The 19,365-nt window shown below is 67.0% G+C and carries 18 protein-coding genes and 2 pseudogenes; 10 read left to right on the top strand and 10 right to left on the bottom strand.

The genetic code is table 11. From position 1 onward, the window contains the following. Positions 1–356: 356 nt before the first annotated feature. Positions 357–779: pseudogene (locus ACQY4K_RS00195) on the bottom strand (glycosyltransferase family 2 protein); the annotation flags it as partial. Between the two features lie 420 nt (positions 780–1,199). Between ACQY4K_RS00195 and ACQY4K_RS00190 the strand changes: the two are divergent. Further along, positions 1,200–2,327, top strand: coding sequence for an NAD(P)/FAD-dependent oxidoreductase (locus ACQY4K_RS00190; protein ID WP_428392380.1), 1,128 nt, complete (start codon positions 1,200–1,202; stop codon positions 2,325–2,327). Here the strand turns inward: ACQY4K_RS00190 and ACQY4K_RS00185 are convergent. From ACQY4K_RS00185 to fdhD, 6 genes are read right to left on the bottom strand one after another with little or no spacing between them, the layout of a single operon-like run. Continuing rightward, positions 2,299–2,904, bottom strand: coding sequence for a thiamine phosphate synthase (locus ACQY4K_RS00185; protein ID WP_428392378.1), 606 nt, complete (start codon positions 2,902–2,904; stop codon positions 2,299–2,301). The genes ACQY4K_RS00190 and ACQY4K_RS00185 overlap by 29 nt on opposite strands. Further along, on the bottom strand, positions 2,901–3,686 hold the full coding sequence (locus tag ACQY4K_RS00180; protein ID WP_428392376.1) for a thiazole synthase: 786 nt from the start codon (positions 3,684–3,686) through the stop codon (positions 2,901–2,903). Before ACQY4K_RS00180 ends, ACQY4K_RS00185 begins: the two co-directional genes overlap by 4 nt. Before the next feature lie 8 nt (positions 3,687–3,694). Next, the gene (gene thiS / locus ACQY4K_RS00175) at positions 3,695–3,892 is read right to left on the bottom strand and encodes a sulfur carrier protein ThiS (RefSeq protein ID WP_428392374.1); all 198 of its coding nucleotides are present in this window, start codon (positions 3,890–3,892) and stop codon (positions 3,695–3,697) included. Positions 3,893–3,901: 9 nt separating this feature from the next. Next, on the bottom strand, positions 3,902–4,867 hold the full coding sequence (gene thiO, locus ACQY4K_RS00170) for a glycine oxidase ThiO (protein ID WP_428392372.1): 966 nt from the start codon (positions 4,865–4,867) through the stop codon (positions 3,902–3,904). Between the two features lie 10 nt (positions 4,868–4,877). Next, on the bottom strand, positions 4,878–6,071 hold the full coding sequence (locus ACQY4K_RS00165; RefSeq protein ID WP_428392371.1) for a hypothetical protein: 1,194 nt from the start codon (positions 6,069–6,071) through the stop codon (positions 4,878–4,880). Further along, the gene (fdhD, locus tag ACQY4K_RS00160) at positions 6,068–6,994 is read right to left on the bottom strand and encodes a formate dehydrogenase accessory sulfurtransferase FdhD (RefSeq protein ID WP_428392369.1); all 927 of its coding nucleotides are present in this window, start codon (positions 6,992–6,994) and stop codon (positions 6,068–6,070) included. The genes ACQY4K_RS00165 and fdhD overlap by 4 nt, the downstream gene beginning before the upstream one ends. 162 nt (positions 6,995–7,156) lie before the next feature. Between fdhD and ACQY4K_RS00155 the strand changes: the two genes are divergently transcribed. The 6 genes and pseudogenes from ACQY4K_RS00155 to ACQY4K_RS00130 all read left to right on the top strand — a co-directional run bounded on the left by ACQY4K_RS00155 (position 7,157) and on the right by ACQY4K_RS00130 (position 12,596). Beyond that, complete coding sequence (locus tag ACQY4K_RS00155) at positions 7,157–8,005, top strand: cytochrome c oxidase subunit II (RefSeq protein ID WP_428392368.1); 849 nt, start codon at positions 7,157–7,159, stop codon at positions 8,003–8,005. Positions 8,006–8,029: 24 nt separating this feature from the next. Next, a complete protein-coding gene (locus ACQY4K_RS00150; protein WP_428392366.1) occupies positions 8,030–10,090 on the top strand; it encodes a cbb3-type cytochrome c oxidase subunit I in 2,061 nt (686 codons plus the stop codon). Next, the gene (locus ACQY4K_RS00145) at positions 10,087–10,725 is read left to right on the top strand and encodes a cytochrome c oxidase subunit 3 (protein ID WP_428392364.1); all 639 of its coding nucleotides are present in this window, start codon (positions 10,087–10,089) and stop codon (positions 10,723–10,725) included. Before ACQY4K_RS00150 ends, ACQY4K_RS00145 begins: the two co-directional genes overlap by 4 nt. Then, a complete protein-coding gene (locus ACQY4K_RS00140) occupies positions 10,725–11,084 on the top strand; it encodes a hypothetical protein (protein ID WP_428392362.1) in 360 nt (119 codons plus the stop codon). The genes ACQY4K_RS00145 and ACQY4K_RS00140 overlap by 1 nt, the downstream gene beginning before the upstream one ends. Positions 11,085–11,212: 128 nt before the next feature. Next, positions 11,213–11,444: pseudogene (locus ACQY4K_RS00135) on the top strand (IS481 family transposase); the annotation flags it as partial. A gap of 357 nt (positions 11,445–11,801) precedes the next feature. Beyond that, the gene (locus ACQY4K_RS00130; protein ID WP_428392361.1) at positions 11,802–12,596 is read left to right on the top strand and encodes an NYN domain-containing protein; all 795 of its coding nucleotides are present in this window, start codon (positions 11,802–11,804) and stop codon (positions 12,594–12,596) included. Between the two features lie 84 nt (positions 12,597–12,680). On the opposite strand, the gene glmS is transcribed toward ACQY4K_RS00130, so the two are convergent. Further along, entirely contained in the window at positions 12,681–14,504 is a 1,824-nt protein-coding gene (glmS, locus tag ACQY4K_RS00125; RefSeq protein WP_428392359.1) for a glutamine--fructose-6-phosphate transaminase (isomerizing), read from the bottom strand. After that, complete coding sequence (gene glmU, locus ACQY4K_RS00120; RefSeq protein WP_428392357.1) at positions 14,504–15,823, bottom strand: bifunctional UDP-N-acetylglucosamine diphosphorylase/glucosamine-1-phosphate N-acetyltransferase GlmU; 1,320 nt, start codon at positions 15,821–15,823, stop codon at positions 14,504–14,506. The genes glmS and glmU overlap by 1 nt, the downstream gene beginning before the upstream one ends. A gap of 89 nt (positions 15,824–15,912) precedes the next feature. Between glmU and ACQY4K_RS00115 the strand changes: the two genes are divergently transcribed. Continuing rightward, entirely contained in the window at positions 15,913–16,572 is a 660-nt protein-coding gene (locus ACQY4K_RS00115) for an HAD-IA family hydrolase (RefSeq protein WP_428392355.1), read from the top strand. Here the strand turns inward: ACQY4K_RS00115 and ACQY4K_RS00110 are convergent. Further along, complete coding sequence (locus tag ACQY4K_RS00110; protein ID WP_428392353.1) at positions 16,565–17,392, bottom strand: DUF3108 domain-containing protein; 828 nt, start codon at positions 17,390–17,392, stop codon at positions 16,565–16,567. The genes ACQY4K_RS00115 and ACQY4K_RS00110 overlap by 8 nt on opposite strands. Positions 17,393–17,465: 73 nt before the next feature. Between ACQY4K_RS00110 and ACQY4K_RS00105 the strand changes: the two genes are divergently transcribed. Together ACQY4K_RS00105 and ACQY4K_RS00100 are read left to right on the top strand one after the other, a co-directional pair. Next, on the top strand, positions 17,466–18,062 hold the full coding sequence (locus ACQY4K_RS00105; protein ID WP_428392352.1) for a hypothetical protein: 597 nt from the start codon (positions 17,466–17,468) through the stop codon (positions 18,060–18,062). Then, a complete protein-coding gene (locus ACQY4K_RS00100; RefSeq protein ID WP_428392350.1) occupies positions 18,059–19,354 on the top strand; it encodes an AAA family ATPase in 1,296 nt (431 codons plus the stop codon). The genes ACQY4K_RS00105 and ACQY4K_RS00100 overlap by 4 nt, the downstream gene beginning before the upstream one ends. The last annotated feature ends 11 nt before the right edge of the window (positions 19,355–19,365 follow it).

Raw genomic sequence — 19,365 nt, 5'->3', positions numbered from 1 at the left:
CGATAGATGCCCCAGTGGAACATCGTGTTGCGCTGCTTGGCGCGGCCGCTGGTATCCTGCCAGAGTGCTGCCTGCCGGGGGTCGACCAGCAGCACGGCGCGCGTGTAGCGCATGTCGTGCTCGCGGTGCAGGAACAACGGTTCCGCGACATTGACCCAGGGCCCGCGCAGCGCCATTTCGGCGAGCAGCACGCGGTCCGAGCCACTATAGGTGTCGTGCAGCCCGGAGCCGACCAGGGCAACCCGACGGTACAGTCCGAAGAAATCCTCGCACTGATGGCGCGTGTGGATCAGCCCGCCGAACCGGCGCGCCGGCGCCCGTGCGCAGGCTAAGGGAAACTCATTGGAAAAGATGCGATGGGTCTCGCCGAAGGCATCGATTTCGCGTATGCCCACCGTGCAGAGGACGGCGCGCGGATCTGCCTCGAGAGCCGCCACCGCCAGCTCGAGATAGCGGGGTGCCAGCAGATCGTCATGCGCGGCCCATTTGAAATAGGTGCCGCGGGCGAGAAAGAAGCAGCGGTCATAATTTGGGCCGGCGCCGAGATTGCGCGGGTTGCGGACATACCGCACCCGATCGTCCAGGGCCGCAAAGCGTTCGCAGATTTCCTGGGTTGAGTCGCTGGAGCAATTGTCGCAGATGACCAGCTCAAGGTCGCGCAGGGTCTGCGCGAGGACAGAGCGGATCGCGTCGGCCACGTAGGCCTCACCGTTGAACACGGGCAAGCCGATACTGACCAGCGGCGCAGGCAATTCCAAACCTTGCTCGGCAATGTGCATAGTCTACGTCCCGCCACCAAACGCTGCCAATTGAGATAAACGCGCAACAAGGTTTCAGCCGCACATGGCTGAACGATCACTTCCAGTCGACCAAGGTGTGCAAGATCATGAACGCTGCGCGCCGAGCCCTTGGAAGATGTCAGTCGGCACGGTGCACAACGAGCTAGGCACTTACACTCCCATCGCCCCTAGGTCAGGTAAACTCACAAAACCGTGAATATGTCAAGCTCGAATTCCAAAGCCAGCAGAGAGGCAGTAGTTTTTAACTTTCGTTAATACTTACTTGCACTTCGACCAGTATACCTCTACTGCTATGCTTATGGGAAGGATCAATTCACTGCTTCGTCATTCGCTCAGGCAAGCGTGGCTTTGGGGACACGAAATCGAGCGGGCGCGGGCGGCCGTCGCTTCAGCCTGATCATGGACGACATCGAATGCATCGTCATCGGTGCCGGCGTGTGCGGCATTGCCATCGCCCGGGCCCTCGCCTGCGCCGGCCGTGAGGTCATGGTGATCGAGGCCGAGAGCAGTATCGGCACGCAGATCTCCTCGCGCAATAGCGAGGTCGTGCATGCTGGCATCTATTATCCCAAAGGTAGCCTTATGGCGCGTCTATGCGTCAGCGGCCGGCAAAAACTCTACGACTTCTGCGCCGACCGCGGTGTCGCGTTCGCACGATGTGGCAAGCTCATCGTCGCGACCAATGAGGCCGAACGTCCGGGCCTCGCCTTGATCAAGGAACGCGGCGAGGCCAATGGGGTCGAAGGGCTGACCCTGCTCACCGCGCATGAAGCTCGCACGCTGGAGCCGAACCTGTGCTGCACCGGCGCGCTGCTCTCGCCGGCGACCGGGATCATCGACAGCCATGCCTACATGCTCGCTTTGCAAGGGGATGCCGAGCATGCCGGGGCGGTCTTCGTCTGCAACAGTCCGGTGATGCGCGCCAGCGTGCTGACCGAGGGCATTGCCGTGGAGGTCGGTGAAATCGATCCGATCACGTTGCGCTGCCGTTTGCTGGTCAATGCCGCGGGCCTCGCCGCCCCTGCCCTCGCTGCCCGCATAGAGGGCATGCCGCGCCACCTCGTGCCGACCGCGCACTATGCCAAGGGCAACTATTTCGTTCTGTCGGGACGCTCGCCGTTCTCCCGATTGATCTATCCGGTGCCGGTGCCCGGCGGTCTCGGTGTACATCTGACCATCGATCTCGGCGGCCAGGCGCGCTTCGGCCCCGACGTCGAATGGGTGAGCGAGATCGGCTACGATGTCGATGCGTCGCGCGCGGCCGGCTTTTATGACGCGGTCCGGCGTTACTGGCCGGCGCTTGAGGACGGCGCCCTGCAACCTGGTTATTGCGGCATCCGACCGAAGCTCGTGCCCGAGGGCGCAGCACCCCAGGACTTCGTGGTGCAGGACTGGCGGACACATGGCGTGCCGGGCCTGATCAACCTGTTCGGCATCGAAAGCCCGGGCCTGACGGCGGCAATTGCTCTTGGCGAACTGGTGCGCGATCGCGCGGCCCTCAATCGAGCCGGTCACGCCACGCCTTGAGCCGCGCCTCGGGTGACGCGGACGCGACAATGTCCGACACCGCGGCCACCGCATCGGCACCCGCCTCGAGGCATGCCTCTGCCCGTTCGAGTGTCACGCCGCCGATCGCCACCAGCGGCATCGCACCGATCCGCTGCCGCCACGATGCAATGCGTGCCAGGCCCTGCGGCGCCCAGGGCATCTGCTTGAGCGTCGTCGGGTAGATCGGGCCGAGTGCGATATAGTCCGGCGCCACCGCGAGGGCCTGGGTCAGTTCAGCGTCGGAATGGGTGCTGACACCGAGCCGGGCGCCGGCGCCGCGGATCGCATCCAGGTCTGCACCGGCGAGGTCTTCCTGGCCGAGATGGATGAAACCCACCCCTGCCTCGATCGCGAGCTGCCAATGGTCGTTGACCACCAGCGTCGCCGCAGCCGCTTCACATAGCGCGCGGGCGGCGCGTATTTCGCGACGCAGCAACGCTCCATCGTCCGACTTGATCCGGAGTTGCACCAGCTTTGCCCCGCTTGCCACCATCCGCTCCACCCAGCCGGCGCTGTCCACCACCGGATAGACACGCGACGGCAGCACGAGCTTCATGCGAGCAGCGGCCGGCCGAGCAACGGGGTGGAGGGCTCCGCACGATTGCGCGGTTCCATCGGCTCGGCGAGAAAACCCGTCCGCCCGGCGTCAATCGCCCGCGCAAAGGCCGCAGCCATCATCGCCGGGTCGCCGGCGCGGGAGACGGCGGTGTTGAGCAGCACCGCGTCATAGCCAAGTTCCATCGCGGCCGCCGCATGCGAGGGCAGGCCGAGGCCGGCATCCACGACCAGCGGCACCTCGGGGAAGTGCCCACGCAGGGCGCGCAGGCCGAAGACGTTGTTCAGACCCAGGCCGGAGCCGATCGGCGCACCCCAAGGCATCAGCACCTGGCAGCCCGCACGCAACAGGCGTTCGGCCGCGACCAGGTCCTCGGTGGTGTAGGGCAGCACCTTGAAGCCATCGTCGGACAGGATGCGTGCCGCCTCGACCAGCCCGAACAGGTCCGGCTGCAGGCTGTCGCTGTCGCCGATTACCTCGAGCTTGATCCAGTCGGTGCCGAACAGCTCGCGTGCCATCCGCGCCGTGGTCACCGCCTCGCCGGCGGTGTGGCAACCGGCGGTGTTGGGCAGCACCCGCACGCCGAGGCCGCGGATCAGCGACCAGAACCCCTCCCCGGCGCGCGCGCCCGCGGCTTCGCGCCGCACCGACACGGTGACGATTTCGGCACCCGACGCCCGCACCGCCGCCTCCAGCACCGCCGGCGACGGATAGCGCGCGGTGCCCAGCATCAGGCGCGAGGTGAAGGGCTGCCCGTAGAGGGTGAGTGTATCGGCGGTCACGCTGGGGCTCAGCCTCCCGGACGCGGCGAGACGATCTCGACCTGGCAGTGCGGCTGCAGCGCCCGGTCCGCGCGCTGCGGCGCCGGCACGAAGTTTCCGTCCAGCGCGGTCGCGACCCGCTGCTCGCCGTAGCCGAGTTCGACCAGCACCAGGGCCAGGGTATGCGCCTGTACGTCATGCGGCGCGCCGTTCACGACTATTCGCATGCCCGTCACCTAAGTCGTCGTGGCGTGTGCCGCAAGCCGCTCCGCCACTTCGGCGGCAAGCACCGGCGCCAGCAGGAAGCCGTGCCGGTGCATGCCGTTGACCGTGATGACCCCGTCGTCCGTCTGGCGCACGCGCGGCATGTTGTCGGGGTATGACGGCCGCAAACCGGCGCCGGTCTCGATGATTTCCGCCTCGGCCAAGGCTGGGTGCAGCGCGTAGGCCGCGCCGAGCAATTCGAGCAGGGCGCGCGCGGTGACGCCACCCTGCTGCTCGCTCTCCAGCATGGTCGCGCCAAGCATGAACACATGATCGGCGCGCGGCACCAGATAGACCGGGGTGCGTGGATGCAGCAGGCGCACCGGACGCGACAGGGCAAACTCCGGGCAGCGCAGCAGCACCATCTCGCCGCGCACCCCGCGCAGGTCCGCCTCGCGGTCGCGGGCGGCGAAGCCGCGGCAATCGACGATCCGCTCGAACGGCAGCGGATCCGCGTTGCCGTCCAGCAACAGGCGTCCGCCAAGCGCCGGCAGGCGTGCGGCGAGGCCGGCGAGGGCCCGGCGAGGATCCAGATGCGCCTCGCGGGCGTAGAACAAACCGCGGGCGAAGCGGCCGGCGAGGTCGGGCTCGAGCGCGGCGATCGCGTCCGCGTCGCACCAGGCGTAGCCGGTGGTGCGACGTGCAAACCCGGTCAGCTCGGCGCCGTCGCGCGAGAGGGCGAGCACCAGACTGCCTGAGCGCCGCGCCTCCGTCGCATGCGCCAGCCACCAGGTGATCGTCGCTTCGGCGCCGTCGAGGATGGCGGCCGGCGCGGTCTCGGCCTCGCACCAGGGGGCGAGCATGCCGCCGGCCTGCCATGACGCGCCGCTGCCGATCCGGCGCCCCTGCTCCGCCAGCGTGACCGCGTGACCACGCTCGGCGAGCGTCACCGCCGTCACCAGCCCGGCGACGCCGGCGCCGCGCACCAAGACCCTCATCTGGGCCCCTTCACTGAGCGCCCCGCGCGCGCGCCAGCACGTCGATCTCGCCATTGCCGCAGAACGCGTCCTCGACCATCAGCGCCGAGCCGATCTCGGGGGCGACCGAGACCTCGCCGCGCCCCAGACGGCGCAGCATGGCGAGCGGGTCGGGGGCCGCCTGCAGACCATGTGCGGACAGACGGTCCAGGCAATAGACGTGCATGCCGTCATGCACCCGCTGCAGCATGGGGAAATGCAGCTGTGCCAGACCCGGGGCGCCGAACACCGGGGACACCGGCGCCGCCCGCCGCCCGCGTGTCGGCGGCGCGTAGCCGATCACCTGGCCGTGCGGCGCGCTCAGCACCGCCTCCAGCGGCAGGCCGCATTCGGCCGCGAAGGTCGCGGTCGCGGCACCCCGGGCGAAGGCTGCGAACGCGTAGCCGCCCGCACGGCCCGCCTCGGCCTTGGCGGCCGCGTCGCTCACGGCCATGTAGAAGCCGGCCAGGCGAACGCCCAGCGTGTGCTGGATCGCCGTCTGGATGGTGGCGCTGTAGCCGACATCGACCAGGCCGGCGGCACCCCCGGCGGTCAGCCCGCAGGAGGCCGCGAACGCCAGCACGTCGGCATGGATGCGGCGGACATGCGGGACGATCTCGTCCGCCATCAGCTCGGCGGCGCAGTGCGCTATGGCGGCGTCCTGCATCAGCGTAATGCGGGTGGTGTCCGGCGGCGCCGGTCGTTTTGGCACGAAGCCGATACGGGCCAGCAGGAGGTCCTCGACGGTGCCCTCGAACCAGGGCGAGCTCGCGGTCAGCAGCCCCACTTCGAGCCGGCCATTGGCCAGCGGGGCCTCACGCTGGGTGGCCCCAAGCTGGGCGGCTCCAAGCTGGGCGGCCAGCATGACCCGTCGCGAGCAGGGCAGATAGAGGCCGCGCGGCAGCGCGTTGTCGGCAAGCCGCGCGCGCATGGCGCCGTAGAGCCGTTCGAGCGCCCAGCCCTCGCGTGAGGCGAAATACAGCCGGTCGAGCCGCGCCGTCGCCGGATGGCGGATCAGCCAGGCCAGGAATGCGAACACCGCCGGGCCGAAGACGCGTTCGCCGAGCGCCTCTGGGCTGGCGATATGCAAAGCCGGCGGGGCGGCGATCGCCCGGGGTGGTGCCGAGGGCGCGATCCGGGCCGACAGGCGCGGGAAGTGGCGCGCCGGCGACCAGGGCAGCCTCACGCCCCTGCCCCGTTGATGCGCCCGGGATGCGTGCAGAGCTCGAAGCCGTCGTCGCGCGCGACCGCGACCAGGGTGATGCCGGCGCGTTCGGCGGTGCGCAAGGCGAGCCCGGTGGGTGCGGACATCGCCGCCAGCACACGCACCCGCATGGTCTGCGCCTTTTGCACCAGCTCCACCGACACCCGGCTGGTCAGCGCCAGGATGCCGTCCGACGCGTCCTCGCCTGCCGCGGCCAGGGCGCCGGCGAGCTTGTCCAGGGCGTTATGCCGGCCGACATCCTCACGCAGCGCGATCAGGCCCTGCCCCGGCCGATACAAAGCCGCCGCATGCACCGCGCGGGTCGCCTGGTTGAGTGTTTGCGCCGGACGCAGGGCTGCCATCGCCGCCATCACCGCGCCGGCGTCGACGCTGCCGCCATCCGCCACGGGGGCCGCATCAAAGCGGATCGCCTCGGCCAGGCTCTCCAGGCCGCACAGGCCGCAGCCGGTCGGCCCCGCGATCCGCCGCCGCCGCCCCTCGAGTGCTGCCATCCGTCCCGGCGCGATCCACAACCGCAACTCGATTCCCGCCCCTCCTTCAAGGATAACGCTCTCGATCTCCTCGATCTCGGTGAGGTCGCCGACGATCCCCTCATTGAGGCTGAAGCCGCGCGCGAAATCCGCCAGATCCGCGGGTGTTGCCATCATCACCGCATGCGCCAGCCGGTTGAAGGAGAACGCCACCGGCGTCTCCTCGGCGATCACCCGACCCGTCGCGCAAAAGGCGCCCTCACGCCAGGCAAGGTGGCGGACCGTCAGCAATGATTCGCACTGCACGCTAAAGCCTCCCTGCTGGCCGAAGCCCTGGATAGCGCGACGCGCCGCCCTGACAAAGCCGTGTTCGGGGTCCGGCTCCTCGCAGAAGAGGCTTGCGGAGAACGCCACGATGGGGTGCTGTTACAAGGGTGCGATGACCAAGATTTCCGGGAGCATGACGTGGCAGGGCGACGTCGAACAGGGGTTTCCGCCGCCGCCGCTCTCTGCATTGGCGTATCGCTCGCAGGCTGCTCGACAGGCGGTTACTGGATCCTCGATCCGAAAGGACCGATGGCACGAGCGGACTTCAACTTGCTGCTGATCGATGTCGGCGCGATGCTGTCGATCATCGCGCCGACGACGTTGCTGCTGGCCTGGTGCGTGTGGCGCTATCGCAGGGCGTCCGGCCGGGGCACCTACATGCCCAAATGGTCGCACTCGCTGCCGATCGAGATCGTCTCCTGGGGCTTTCCCGCCGCGATCGTGGTCTTTCTCGGCTATTATTCCTATCGAGGAACCTTCGCGGTTGACCCGTTCGGGCCCGGGGTGCTGGCTCACGGCCGAAGCGCCTATGCGGACACACCCGCGGTCGATGTCGACGTGGTCACCACCGACTGGCAGTGGCTGTTCATCTATCCCAAGCTGCATATCGCCGCGGCGAATGAATTGGTCATTCCGGTGCACACGCCTGTGCATTTTAGGCTGACCTCCTCGACCGTCACCAACGACTTCTTCATCCCGCAGCTTGCCGGCGAGATCGACATCATGCCCGGCATGCGCACGAAACAGAGCCTGCTCGCCGATCATCTCGGGACCTACGCGGGCTTCAGCGCGGATTTCAGCGGCCCGGGCTTCTCCTGGATGCGCTTTCAGACGCATGTGGTCACACCAGCCGCGTTTCAAGCCTGGACGGCCAAGGCCGCGCAGGCTCCGGTGCACCTGACGATGGCCAGCTTCAACAGGTTTGCCAGGCCAACGATCAACATCCACGGCAGGACAGGCACCTTTTCCGACGTGGCCGACGGCTTCTTCGACAACATCGTCCGCGAAGTCGACCGCGGCACGCTCTTTACCACGCCGCGGGCGATGACCGACAAATCGACCTATACGACTGGTAACGGCGTCGAACCGACGCACTAGCCCACATACCGAGAGGCTCAACGCATGGTGCAAGTCCAGGGCCATTGGGACCCGATCTTCGGCCGGCTGACCTGGTCGCAACTGCCCTACAACGATCCGATCGTGCTCGGCGCCTTCGTGTTCTCGGTCCTGGTCGGTCTGGGCGCGCTGTTCGCGGTGACCTATCTGCGCGCCTGGGGCTACCTGTGGCGGGAATGGATCACCACCGTCGACCATAAGAAGATCGGCATCATGTATGCCCTGGTCGGCTTCGTGATGCTGTTCCGTGGCTTCATCGACGCCCTGATGATGCGCACCCAGCAGGTGATGGCCGCGGGCCCGCACTCGATCGGCATTCTCGGAGCCGAGCACGGCTACCTGCCGCCCTACCATTACGACCAGGTCTACAGCTCGCACGGCACGATCATGCTGATCTTCGCGGCGACGCCGATCCTGGCCGGCTTCATGAACTTCCTGGTGCCGCTGCAGATCGGTGCCCGCGACATGGCGTTCCCCTATCTGAACGCGCTGGCCTTGTGGATGACCGTCGTCGGCGCCGGGCTGGTGATGCTGTCGCTGTTCGTCGGCGATTTCTCGCATGCCGGCTGGGTCGGTCTGACGCCGCTCACCGAAATGGCGTACAGCCCGAATGTCGGCGTCGATTACTGGATCTGGGCGATCCAGATAGGCAGCGTCGGTACTACGCTGGGCGCGGTCAACATCATCGCCACCATCATCAAGATGCGCGCGCCCGGCATGACCTGGCTGCGCATGCCGCTGTTCACCTGGACCGCGTTGACCGCCAACATCATCGGCCTGACCGCCTTTCCGGTGCTCGGCGTCGCCCTGCTGCTGCTGACCCTGGACCGCTATATTGGCACCCACTTCTACACACCCGGTTTCGGCGGCAACCTGATGCTCTATGCCGACCTGTTCTGGATCTGGGGCCATCCGGAGGTGTATTTCATCATCCTGCCGGCGTGGGGGATGATGTCCGAGATCATCCCGACCTTCTCCGAGAAGACCCTGTTCGGCTACCCGGTGATGGTGGTCGCCACCGTCGCCATCGCCGGCATCTCCTGGTCGGTCTGGCTGCATCATTTCTTCACCATGGGGGCCGGCCCGCTGGTCAACATCTTCTACAGCATCTCCACCATGTTCGTCGGCATTCCGACCGGCGTGAAGGTCTTCAACTGGACGTTCACCATGTATCGCGGTCGGCTGCGCTTCGAGACGCCGATGCTGTGGGCCACCGCGTCGGTGTTCATGCTGCTGATCGGCGGCCTCACGGGCATGATGCTGGCGATCCCGTCGATCAACTACATGACGCATAACAGCGTCTTTGTCGTCGCGCACTTCCACTGCATGGTGATGGTCACCTTGTTCGCCTCGTTCGCCGGCGCGCAATACTGGTTTCCTAAAATGTTCGGCTTCAAGCTCGACGAGACCTATGGCAAGCGGGTGTTCTGGGCTTTCGTCGCCGGGACCTTCGTCGTGTTCACGGCGATGTTCGCGCTCGGCTTCAAGGGCATGACGCGGCGGCTCGAATATGTGCCCGAGGCAAGCTGGGAGCCGCTGATGATCGTCGAGGAAATCGGCATCGCAATCTACTGCGCCGCTACCGCGATGTTCTTCTGGCAGATCTATATCAGCATCCGCGACCGCAACGCCAATCACGTCGATATGGACGCCTGGCAGACCGGCCGCAGCCTCGAATGGATGACCCACTCGCCGGTTCCCGCCTACAACTTCGCGGTCATCCCGCACATCAACGCGCGCGACGAATGGGCCTGGCGTCGCGAACACGGCTTTGCGGACGCACGACCGGAACACTATGAAGATATCGAGATGCCGCTGAACACCCCGGTGCCGATGCTGATCGCCGCCTGCACCACCGGCTTCAGCTTCGCCATGGTATGGCGCATCTGGTGGCTCGCCGGCGTCTCCTTGCTCGGCATCATCGTGCTGGTGATCATCCGTTCGTTCGAGAGGGACTCCGGCTATATCATCACCGCCGAGGAGGTGCGCCGGATCGAGGCCAGGGCCGCGGGCGGGGCGCCGCGACGCATTGGTGCCTACGTCTCCGGCGGCGTGACCGCGCCATGACCGCAGGCGCTGGAAATGCCAGCGCCGGCGGCGCGCCGGTCAAGCTGTGGGACGATTCCGGCCACCAGCACGACATGTTCAGCACCCGCCTGCTCGGGTTCTGGCTCTACATGCTCAGCGATTCGCTGGTCTTTGCCGCCCTGTTCGCGGCCTATGGCGTGCTCAGCTATCCGATGAGTGCCGCCGGCGGCCCGACCAAGATGCAGGTCGTCGAGCCGGTCTATGCCTATGTCGAAAGCGTCGTGTTCTTCGCCAGCGTGCTGGCCTACGGGCTGGCGATGGTCGACCTCAAGCACGACCGGCCGCGGGCGCTGACGCTCTGGATGATCGCCGCGTTCGTGCTCGGCGCCGGCTTCGTGGGAATGGAAGCAAACGAGTTGCTTGGTCTTGCCGCACGCGGCGCCGGGCCGCAGCGCAGCGGCTTTCTTTCCGCCTTCTTCACCATTCTCGTGGTGCATGGCGTGCACGCCGTCTTCGGGCTGCTGTGGATGCTGGTGATGATGGTCCAGGTGGCGGCCAAGGGATTGACCCCGAAGGTCACCTACCGGCTGGTCAACCTCAAGGTGTTCTGGCTCTACCAGGGCGTGATCTGGTGCCTGGTCTACAGCTTCGTCTATCTGTGGGGAGCGATCTGATGGAGGTGTCCAACAAGCGCCCGCGCGACCATCCCGAGGTGAGCCTCGCCAGCGAAGTCCGCTACATCGCGGGCTTTGCCATCACCGTCGCCCTGATGGGCCTTTCGCTCCTCCTGGTGCGCACCCACGCATTCCCGCCGACGCTGCTGGTGCTGGCGATCGCCGGCATCGCCGCTCTCGCCGTGCTGGCGCAACTGTGGCTGCTGTTCCACCTCGACTTCTCCGAGGTGCAGATCTGGAACACGTTGACCCTGGCGCTCAACGTGCCGCTGCTGATCCTTTCGATCGGCCTGACCGCCTGGATGTTCCGCACGCTCTATCTGCAGGTGATGATGCCGGCCCTGACGGGCTCGCATTGAAGACCAGGCGCTTTGTGTCATACACGACACTGATAGTCCTTCCGGCGAACAAGAAGGTTGTCGGTAGGTAGGTGTTTGGTCTCGGGAAGTCATGACGCTGTCCTGACGCGGGAAGCGGAGGAAGCGCTATGGCAGACAGTCTTCATGGCTCAGCCCGAACGACGCCGCGAGTTCGAGCCGAGCTCCAGGCGTCGAAAAAAAACTAGCACCCTGGCCGAGCGCTACGGCCTGAGCCGCACGACCGTGAGCAAGTGGCTTATCAGAACGAATACGAACGACGCTCCAATGGGGCCGACGGCACCGCATAGCACCGTCCTCACTTCGGCCGAGGAGGCCATGGTGGTCGAGTTCCGGCGCCGCGCCGCCCGCAGCAGGCCCCGGCTTTGCAGTAACAACTTAGTCCGGGTGTAGCCCCAGGCTAACCCATTATCGCGAACCAAATAGTCGTGGAAGTGCCTGGCCGTGAAGCCGGCATAGCGGCCGCCACACAGCGCCTCGATCTCCATCGCCCGTCAGCGACGCATCCGAGCCTCCTCTTCAGAAGCCCATCCTCACCGGACAGATCGCATGCTACCTACCCCGGCGGACAAAAAGGTTTGACCTGACCATCGTCATGCCATATATATAGAAGTGTAGCGCCGGGCGGAGATTACGCACGTCCGACGCGCCAGTACTAAAGGGCACCTGCGGGTGCCCTTATTGTTTAGGGGTCAGTCTATGCAACGCTCCGCCGTCTTTGTCGACGCAGGCTACCTTTTTGCCCAAGGCTCGGCCCTTCTGACGGGCACCCGACAAAGCCGCGAACTCCTTTCCCTGGAAATTCCAAAGGTCGTGGAGGCCCTGAAGGAGGTAGCAAAATCCTCATGCAACCTGCCGCTCTTGCGGATCTACTGGTACGACGCGATGCGCGTCGGACGCCCCACGCCAGAGCAGTCCGCCCTTGCCGATGCCGACGATATCAAAATTCGCTTGGGCCAGATCAACGCCGCCGGTGAGCAGAAGGGCGTTGACGCCCTCATTATCACCGACCTTGCCGAGTTGGCGCGCAATCACGCCATCACTGACGCCGTGTTGCTTTCGGGTGACGAAGACGTCCGTGTCGGTGTCGTCCTGGCGCAGCAATTCGGTGTGCGCGTGCATCTCGTCGGCATCCACCCGGCACGTTCCAACCAAAGCCGATCATTGATGCAGGAAGCGGACACAACGACTGAATGGAATGACGTCGTCGTACGGGCATTCCTGGCCTACGCCCCACCAGCATCGGCTGCCGCGGCAATTAACGCGACAGCCAACACAGGCTTGGACGCCTTGATCGAGCCGATGGTCGCCGCGATGGCACCGCCGGATTTGAAGGCCCTGAAAACGACGCTTGGCGCCAGCAAGCAGGTTCCCCAAGATCTGGATCGTATGCTGCTCCGCCTGGGTCGGGCTCATTACGGGCAGGAAACACTGACCACTCCGGAACGCAGCACCCTTCGCGACACCTTCGTTCGCCTGGTCCTTGCGCGGTAGGCGGAAATCCGGCTCCGCTTCAGCTTGTGTCTTAAGGCCAACGCGGGCCGTCTAAGACGAGCGAAGCTTTTGGCCTGCCGGTCCTCACTCCACAGTCACCGACTTGGCCAGATTGCGTGGCTGATCGACATCGGTGCCCTTCAGCAGCGCCACCTCATAGGCCAGCATCTGCACCGCGATGCTGTGCAGGATCGGCGCGGTAAACGCGTCCGCCTGCGGCAGCACCACCGTCGCCTCGGCAATCCCGCGCAGCCTGTCCGCCCCCAGCGGGTCGGTGAACACCAGCAGCCTGCCGCCGCGGGCGCGGGCCTCCTGCAGGTTCGAGGCGGTCTTGTCGAACAGCCGGCCGCTCGGCGCGATCGCCACCACCGGCACGCTGCGGTCGATCAGGGCGATCGGCCCGTGCTTCATCTCGCCGGCGGCATAGGCCTCGGCATGGATGTAGGAGATCTCCTTGAGCTTGAGCGCGCCTTCGAGGGCAACCGGGAAATAGGCGCCGCGTCCGAGATAGAGCACGTCGCGCGCCTCGGCGACGGTGGCGGCGATGCGCTGCACCTCGCCGACGCGGCCGAACAGCTCGGCGGCCTTGCCCGGCACGTCGAGCAGCGCTTCGACGAGTTCGCTCTCGCGTGCCGTGGAAAGGCTGCCGCGCGCACGCCCGCCGGCAATGGCAAGGCAGGCCAGCACCGAGAGTTGCGCGGTGAAGGCCTTGGTGCTGGCGACGCAGATCTCGGGGCCGGCGACCGTATGCAGCACCAGGTCGCTGTCGCGCGCCATGGTGCTTTCCGGCACGTTGAGGATGGAGACGATGTGCTGGCCGCCGGCACGCAGGGCGCGCAGGGCTGCCAGCGTATCGGCGGTCTCGCCGGACTGGCTGATCATCAGGGCCAGCCCTCCCGCGGCGAGCGGCGCCTCGCGGTAGCGCAACTCGCTCGCCACATCGGCGTCGGTCGGCAGCCTGGCCACGCTTTCCAGCCAGTGCCGTCCGAGCAGACCTGCATAGAACGCCGAGCCGCAGGCGGTGATCGTCACCCGCGGCACGGTGGCCAGGTCGAACGGCAACCTGGGCAGCACCACGCGCCGGGTGGCGGGATCAATCATGTGCTGCAAGGTCTGGCCGATCACCAGCGGGTGCTCGTGCAGCTCCTTTTCCATGTAATGCCGATGGCCGTCCTTGCCGATCGAGCCGGCGATCAGCGCCGTCTGACGTATGGTGAAGGCGACCGGGGCGCCTTGAAGGTCGAACATCTCCGCGCCATGCCGGGTCACGACGGCCCAATGCCCGTCCTGGAGATAGGCAATCCGCCGGGTCAGCGGCGAGAGGGCCAGGCTGTCGGAGCCGAGGAACATCTCGTCCTCGCCAAAGCCGACCACCAGGGGTGCGCCATGCCGCGCGCCGATCATCAGCGCGTCGTGGCCGGCGAAGATCATCGCGATCGCGTAAGCCCCCTGCAGGCGGGCGAGACAAGCCTGCGCCGCCGCGCGCGGCTCCATGCCGCGACGGAGATTGCGGTCGATCATCTGGGCGACGGTTTCGCTATCGGTCTCGGTGCTGAAGATCTGGCCGTCCGCCTCGAGTTCGGCACGCAGTTCGGCATGGTTCTCGATAATGCCGTTATGGACGATCGAGACCAGCTCGGTGCCGTGCGGATGCGCGTTGGCCTCGGTCGGCGCGCCGTGCGTGGCCCAGCGCGTATGACCGATGCCGGTGCTGCCTGCGAGCGGGAAGCGCTCCAGGGTCTCGCCGAGATTGACGAGCTTGCCCTCGGCACGACGACGCTCGATGGCGCCATGCGCGAGGGTCGCGATGCCGGCGGAATCATAGCCGCGATATTCCAGACGACGCAGCGCCTCATAAAGTATCGGAGCTGCTGGTGCCGCGCCGATGACGCCGACAATTCCGCACATCAGGGTTTCTCCTCGCGCAATCTTGCCCGCAGCGCGGGCGCCGCCGCCGGCTTGTTCACCTGGCGCGCGCGGCCAAAGGCCATCGCGTCGGGCTCGACCGGCTCGGTGATGACGCTGCCGGCGGCGATCAGCGAACCGTCGCCGAGCGTCACCGGGGCAACCAGGATGGTGTCGGAGCCGACGAACACGTCGCTTCCGATTTCGGTGCGGTGCTTGCTGACGCCGTCATAATTGCAGGTGATGGTGCCGGCGCCGATATTGCTGCCCGCCCCGATGCTGGCATCGCCGAGATAGCTCAGATGGTTGGCCTTTGCACCCTCACCGAGGTCGGTGGCCTTGAGCTCGACGAAGTTGCCGACATGGGCGCGGTCGCCGACTCGCGTGCCGGGCCGCAGCCGTGCATACGGTCCGATCCGCGCGTCTTCGCCGACGGAGCAGCCTTCAAGATGGCTGAAGGCGAGAATTTCAGTCCCCGAGCCGATCCGAACGCCGGGCCCGAACACCACGTGCGGATGCACCGTGACATCCGCCCCCAGGATCGTGTCGGCGGCCAGGAATACCGTCTCCGGCGCGATCAGGGTGACCCCGGCGTCCAACGCGCTGCTGCGCAGGCGGCGCTGGATTTCCGCCTCGGCGAGGGCGAGTTCGGCGCGCGAATTGATGCCGCGCAGTTCCGCCTCCGGCGCCTCCACGGCGCGCACGCGAGCGCCCTGGTCGGCCGCGATGGCGACGATATCGGTGAGGTAGTACTCGCTTTTGACGTTGTCACAGCCAACTTCGTCGAGCCAGCGTCCGAGGTCGGCGGCGGCCGCGCAGAGCACGCCGGCATTGCACAGATCGATGGCGCGTTGCGCGGGAGAGGCGTCGGCCCATTCGACAATGCGCTCGACCAACCCGTCATGGCTGACAATGCGGCCGTAGCGGGCCGGATCGATGGGGCGCATCGCCAGCAAGGCAAGACCGGTGTCCGGCGCGCGCCGCTGTGCGACCAGCCGCCGCAAGGTCTCGGGCGTGATCAGCGGGTTGTCGGCATAGAGCACCGCAACGTCGCCCTCGCCGAACCGCGCGCGCGCCTGCAGAGCCGCGTGCGCGGTGCCAAGCCGCTGCTCCTGCACCACGACCGGGTGCGGGGCGGCGAGTGCCGCCAGCGACTCCATGCCCGGGCCCACGACCACCACGATACGGTCGAACACCGCCTCGCAGCTTGCGATCAGGTGCGCGAGCATCGGCCGGCCCGCGAGCAGGTGTGCGGCCTTCGGGCGGGCGGAGTGCATCCGGGTGCCGAGACCGGCGGCGAGCAGGATGGCGGTGGCGTGCATGATGCTTTGCCGGTACCGTCGCCGCGGTGCCGCTGTCAAACCGCCAACACCCCTCGCGCCATCACGAACCATTACGGAACCCTGCACCCGTGTATCAGGACCGGCTCATCGTCTTCGATCTGGACGGCACCCTTGTCGATACGCTCGACGACCTGACCGCGAGCGCCAACCGGCTGCTCGCCACCCATGACCGACTGCCGATTGCCGCGGGTCGGGTCCGCCTGATGGTCGGCGACGGCATCGCAGCCCTGGTCCGCCGGGTGCTCGCTTATGCCAAGGTCGACACCGACGAGTCAGCAGCGATGGCCGCGTTCGGCGCCGATTACGAGGCGAACGCGGCGGCGCAATCGCGGCTGTTTCCCGGGGTTGCGGCGACGCTGCTGCATCTGCGGCGGCGCGGCTTCTCGCTCGCGGTCTGCACCAACAAGCCGGTGGCGGCGGCGCAAACGCTGCTCGCCGCACTGGAGATCGCACCGCTGCTGGCGGCCATCGGCGGCGGCGACAGTTTCGCCGGCCGCAAGCCCGATCCGGCGCACCTGCTCGGCACCGTCGCGCGCGCTGGTGGCGCCCCATCGCGCGCGATCATGGTGGGCGATCACGCCAACGATGTGGCTGTCGCGCGCGCGTGCGCGATGCCATGCGTCTTTGCGCTCTGGGGCTATGGGCCGCCCGATATGGCGATGGGCAGCAACGCCCAAGCGGAGACGATCGTCGAGGTGCCGGCGCTGGCCGAACGCCTGCTCAGTTGAGCGCCGCCGTCGCCTGCGCGCCCTTCACTGCCGCAGCAGAGGTCAGCACCATCGTCACCATGCCGAGCTTGGGATGATGGAAGCTGATCCGCACCGGCAGGGCTGGTGCACCGGGCAGCACGTGCGCAACCCAGGCGCTGCCGTGCTGCGGGCGATGCATCTCCGCCTGATCCTCATCGTGCTCGAAGCCGCCGACCTCCAGGCTCTCGAAATTGCAGCGCAGCGCCGTGCCGGGATAGAGCGCCCCGTCATGCGCGGGCACCACCTGCTCGCCTACGGTGTGCGCGCGCGCCCGGCTCAGGCGCAAGCCGTCGAAGAGCAGGGCGCTGCCGTCGCAGCGTCCGGTTTGCTGCACCCGATGCACCAGGCCCACGATCGCCGAGAGGGTATCGATGGCGCCGCGCGCACTCGCAGCGGCTACCGGGTCGCGATTGGGCTCGGGCGGCGTGAGTTGCCGTACGACCGGATTGCCGTCGACATAATCCAGCACCGTCGTGCGCTGGGCGCCGCGGGAAAAGCCTACGCTCTCGAAATGCGTTGGCTGCACCCCGTCCGGCTTGAACCGGCCGGTAGCGGTCGAGGTGAGATTGGTATGGACCATGACGCTCATCAAACCCACGGTCTGGTCGTGCACCGCGATGCCGTAGCCGTACTGGTTCAGGCTCAAGGCCACCGCGACGTTCATGACGTGAAAGCCGCGCCCGTAGAGCTTGTAGCTCAGCCGGATCTGCCCGGCCGCGAAGGCCGCGGGCGAGCTCAGCCACACTAAGCCACACAGAGCGATGGCGATCAGGACGGTCGGCCGCTGTCTCGAACACATCACGCGATCGTGCCTGGCGCCCGGGTGATGTCAAGCGATTGCGCTGCGCGCCACAGTTTGATCAGATACCCTAATGCAGCGTCCTCTCCCGACCGTCGCGGAGCCGGTCCTCGAACAGTCCGGCACGCCGAGCGCGCTGCGTGGGTTCTGCTATGCGGGGCTGGTGCTGTTGCTCGCCGCCGGTGGCTGGATGCGGTTTTCCGACGGGATCATGAGCCTGGTGCCTGGGACCAACACGCAGGCGGCAGGCCTCCCGATCGGCGCACCGACCGCGCTGCGCGGCTTGGTCGAGTTGGCGATGGTCCCCTCCGGCGAGGCGAGTGCCGCGATCCAGGCGATGAAGCTGCCCGCCGGCGACGCGGCCGCCCTGCAACAGGCGGTCAGCCGACGCGAGGTGCGCCTGGTGCGCATGCCAATCTACGAGAATGACGGTGCCGCCGGCCGCATCGTGCAGGTGAGCACCGCCGGCTTCTCGCGCACCGTGGCGCTGTCGCCGACACCCACGGTGCTGACCCTGCCGATCGCCCATGCCGGGACCGTCAGCTTTCGCGCTCTCGGCACGGCGGCAGAGGCCAGTGTCGCCATCGGCGCGCTGACCCTGAGCGGGCCGGTGGCACTCCCACCGCTGCCGATCGGACAGGTGCTTGAAGTGGGCGTGCTTGCGCAATGAAGGGCCTGATACCCGCCGCCACCCGGCTGATGCCGCTGATGATGCTGGCGTTCCTGACCCTGGCGACGGTGCAGATCTGCATGCAGATGCATCTGTCGCCGGCGCGGCTGTTCGATTGGCTGACCAGGCTCGGCTGGCTGTATGGCGGGCTTGCCGCGACAAGCTGGGGGCTGGTGCTGGCGGCTACGGCATTCGAGTGGCGCGCCGGAGCGAAGCCGCGTAACCTGCGCCAGCAGGCACGCAAGCGCCGGGGGTGGATGATGGATGTTCTGGCCCGGCTGACCAATCGCGCAGCCCTCGAGCAACTCCTCGCCCAGCAGGAACGCGCCACCTTCATCGATGCCGCCTCCCTCTCGCGCACCCTGCGCGACCAGGTGATCGGTCAGGACCAGGTCTGCGAAGATATCGCCCAGCAATTGCGTCGCCGGCTGGCTTTGCAGGTCCGCGGCAAGCCCGTTGGCATCTTCCTGCTGGCAGGCCCCCCCGGCAGCGGCAAGACCTATCTCAGCAAGAAGCTGGCCGCCGCCCTGGGGCGCAAGCTGATGCATTTCGACATGACGCAGATGAGCTCGTCGCACGCCTCGACGCAGTTGTTCGGCTCGCCGAAGGGCTATGTCGGCTCCGACAGCTACGGCAAGCTTACCGGCGGCCTGAAGGAGACGCCGGACGGGGTGGTGCTGCTCGACGAGATCGAAAAAGCCCATCCGGATGTCTTCAAGAAGTTCCTCTCGGCGTGGAACGACGGCCACGTCACCGAGGCGTCGAACGGCGCGCAGGTCTCGACCACACGGGCGATCTTCATGCTGACCTCGAACATCGCCACCGAGGCGCTCGGCGAAATCGAGAACCGCCTCGGCCATGACCCCGAAGCGATGCGCGCGGCCTCGGTGGAGGCGCTGCGTCTGGCTGGCTTCGCCCCGGAAGTGCTGAACCGCCTCGACCGGATTTTCGTCTTCCGCAAGCTGGAAGGCCTCGACATCGCCCGCGTGGCCGCTCTCGAGATCGAGGCGATGATCGCACAGTACGGTCTTGAGATTGCGCCCGGCGGCATCGACGCCGAGCTGCTGTTCGAGGTGATGCAACGCCAGGACCGGCTCGGCCAGGGGGCCAGTGCACGAGACCTGGTGCGCTCGATCGAGGAGATGGTCAGCGACGGGCTGATCGAGGCACGACAGAAGGGCGCGCACAGGGTGGCTTTGGAACAGGCGGACGGCAGGGTCGTGACCCGGATCGCCGATGTCGTCGCCCCGGTGCGGGCCGACCAGCTCAGGCCGGCGGCCGAGCGCGCCTGACCGGGCCCCTC

This window comes from Lichenicoccus sp., from assembly GCF_965276875.1.
GTDB lineage: Bacteria > Pseudomonadota > Alphaproteobacteria > Acetobacterales > Acetobacteraceae > Lichenicoccus.
This window is presented reverse-complemented; position numbering and strand designations above follow the sequence as displayed.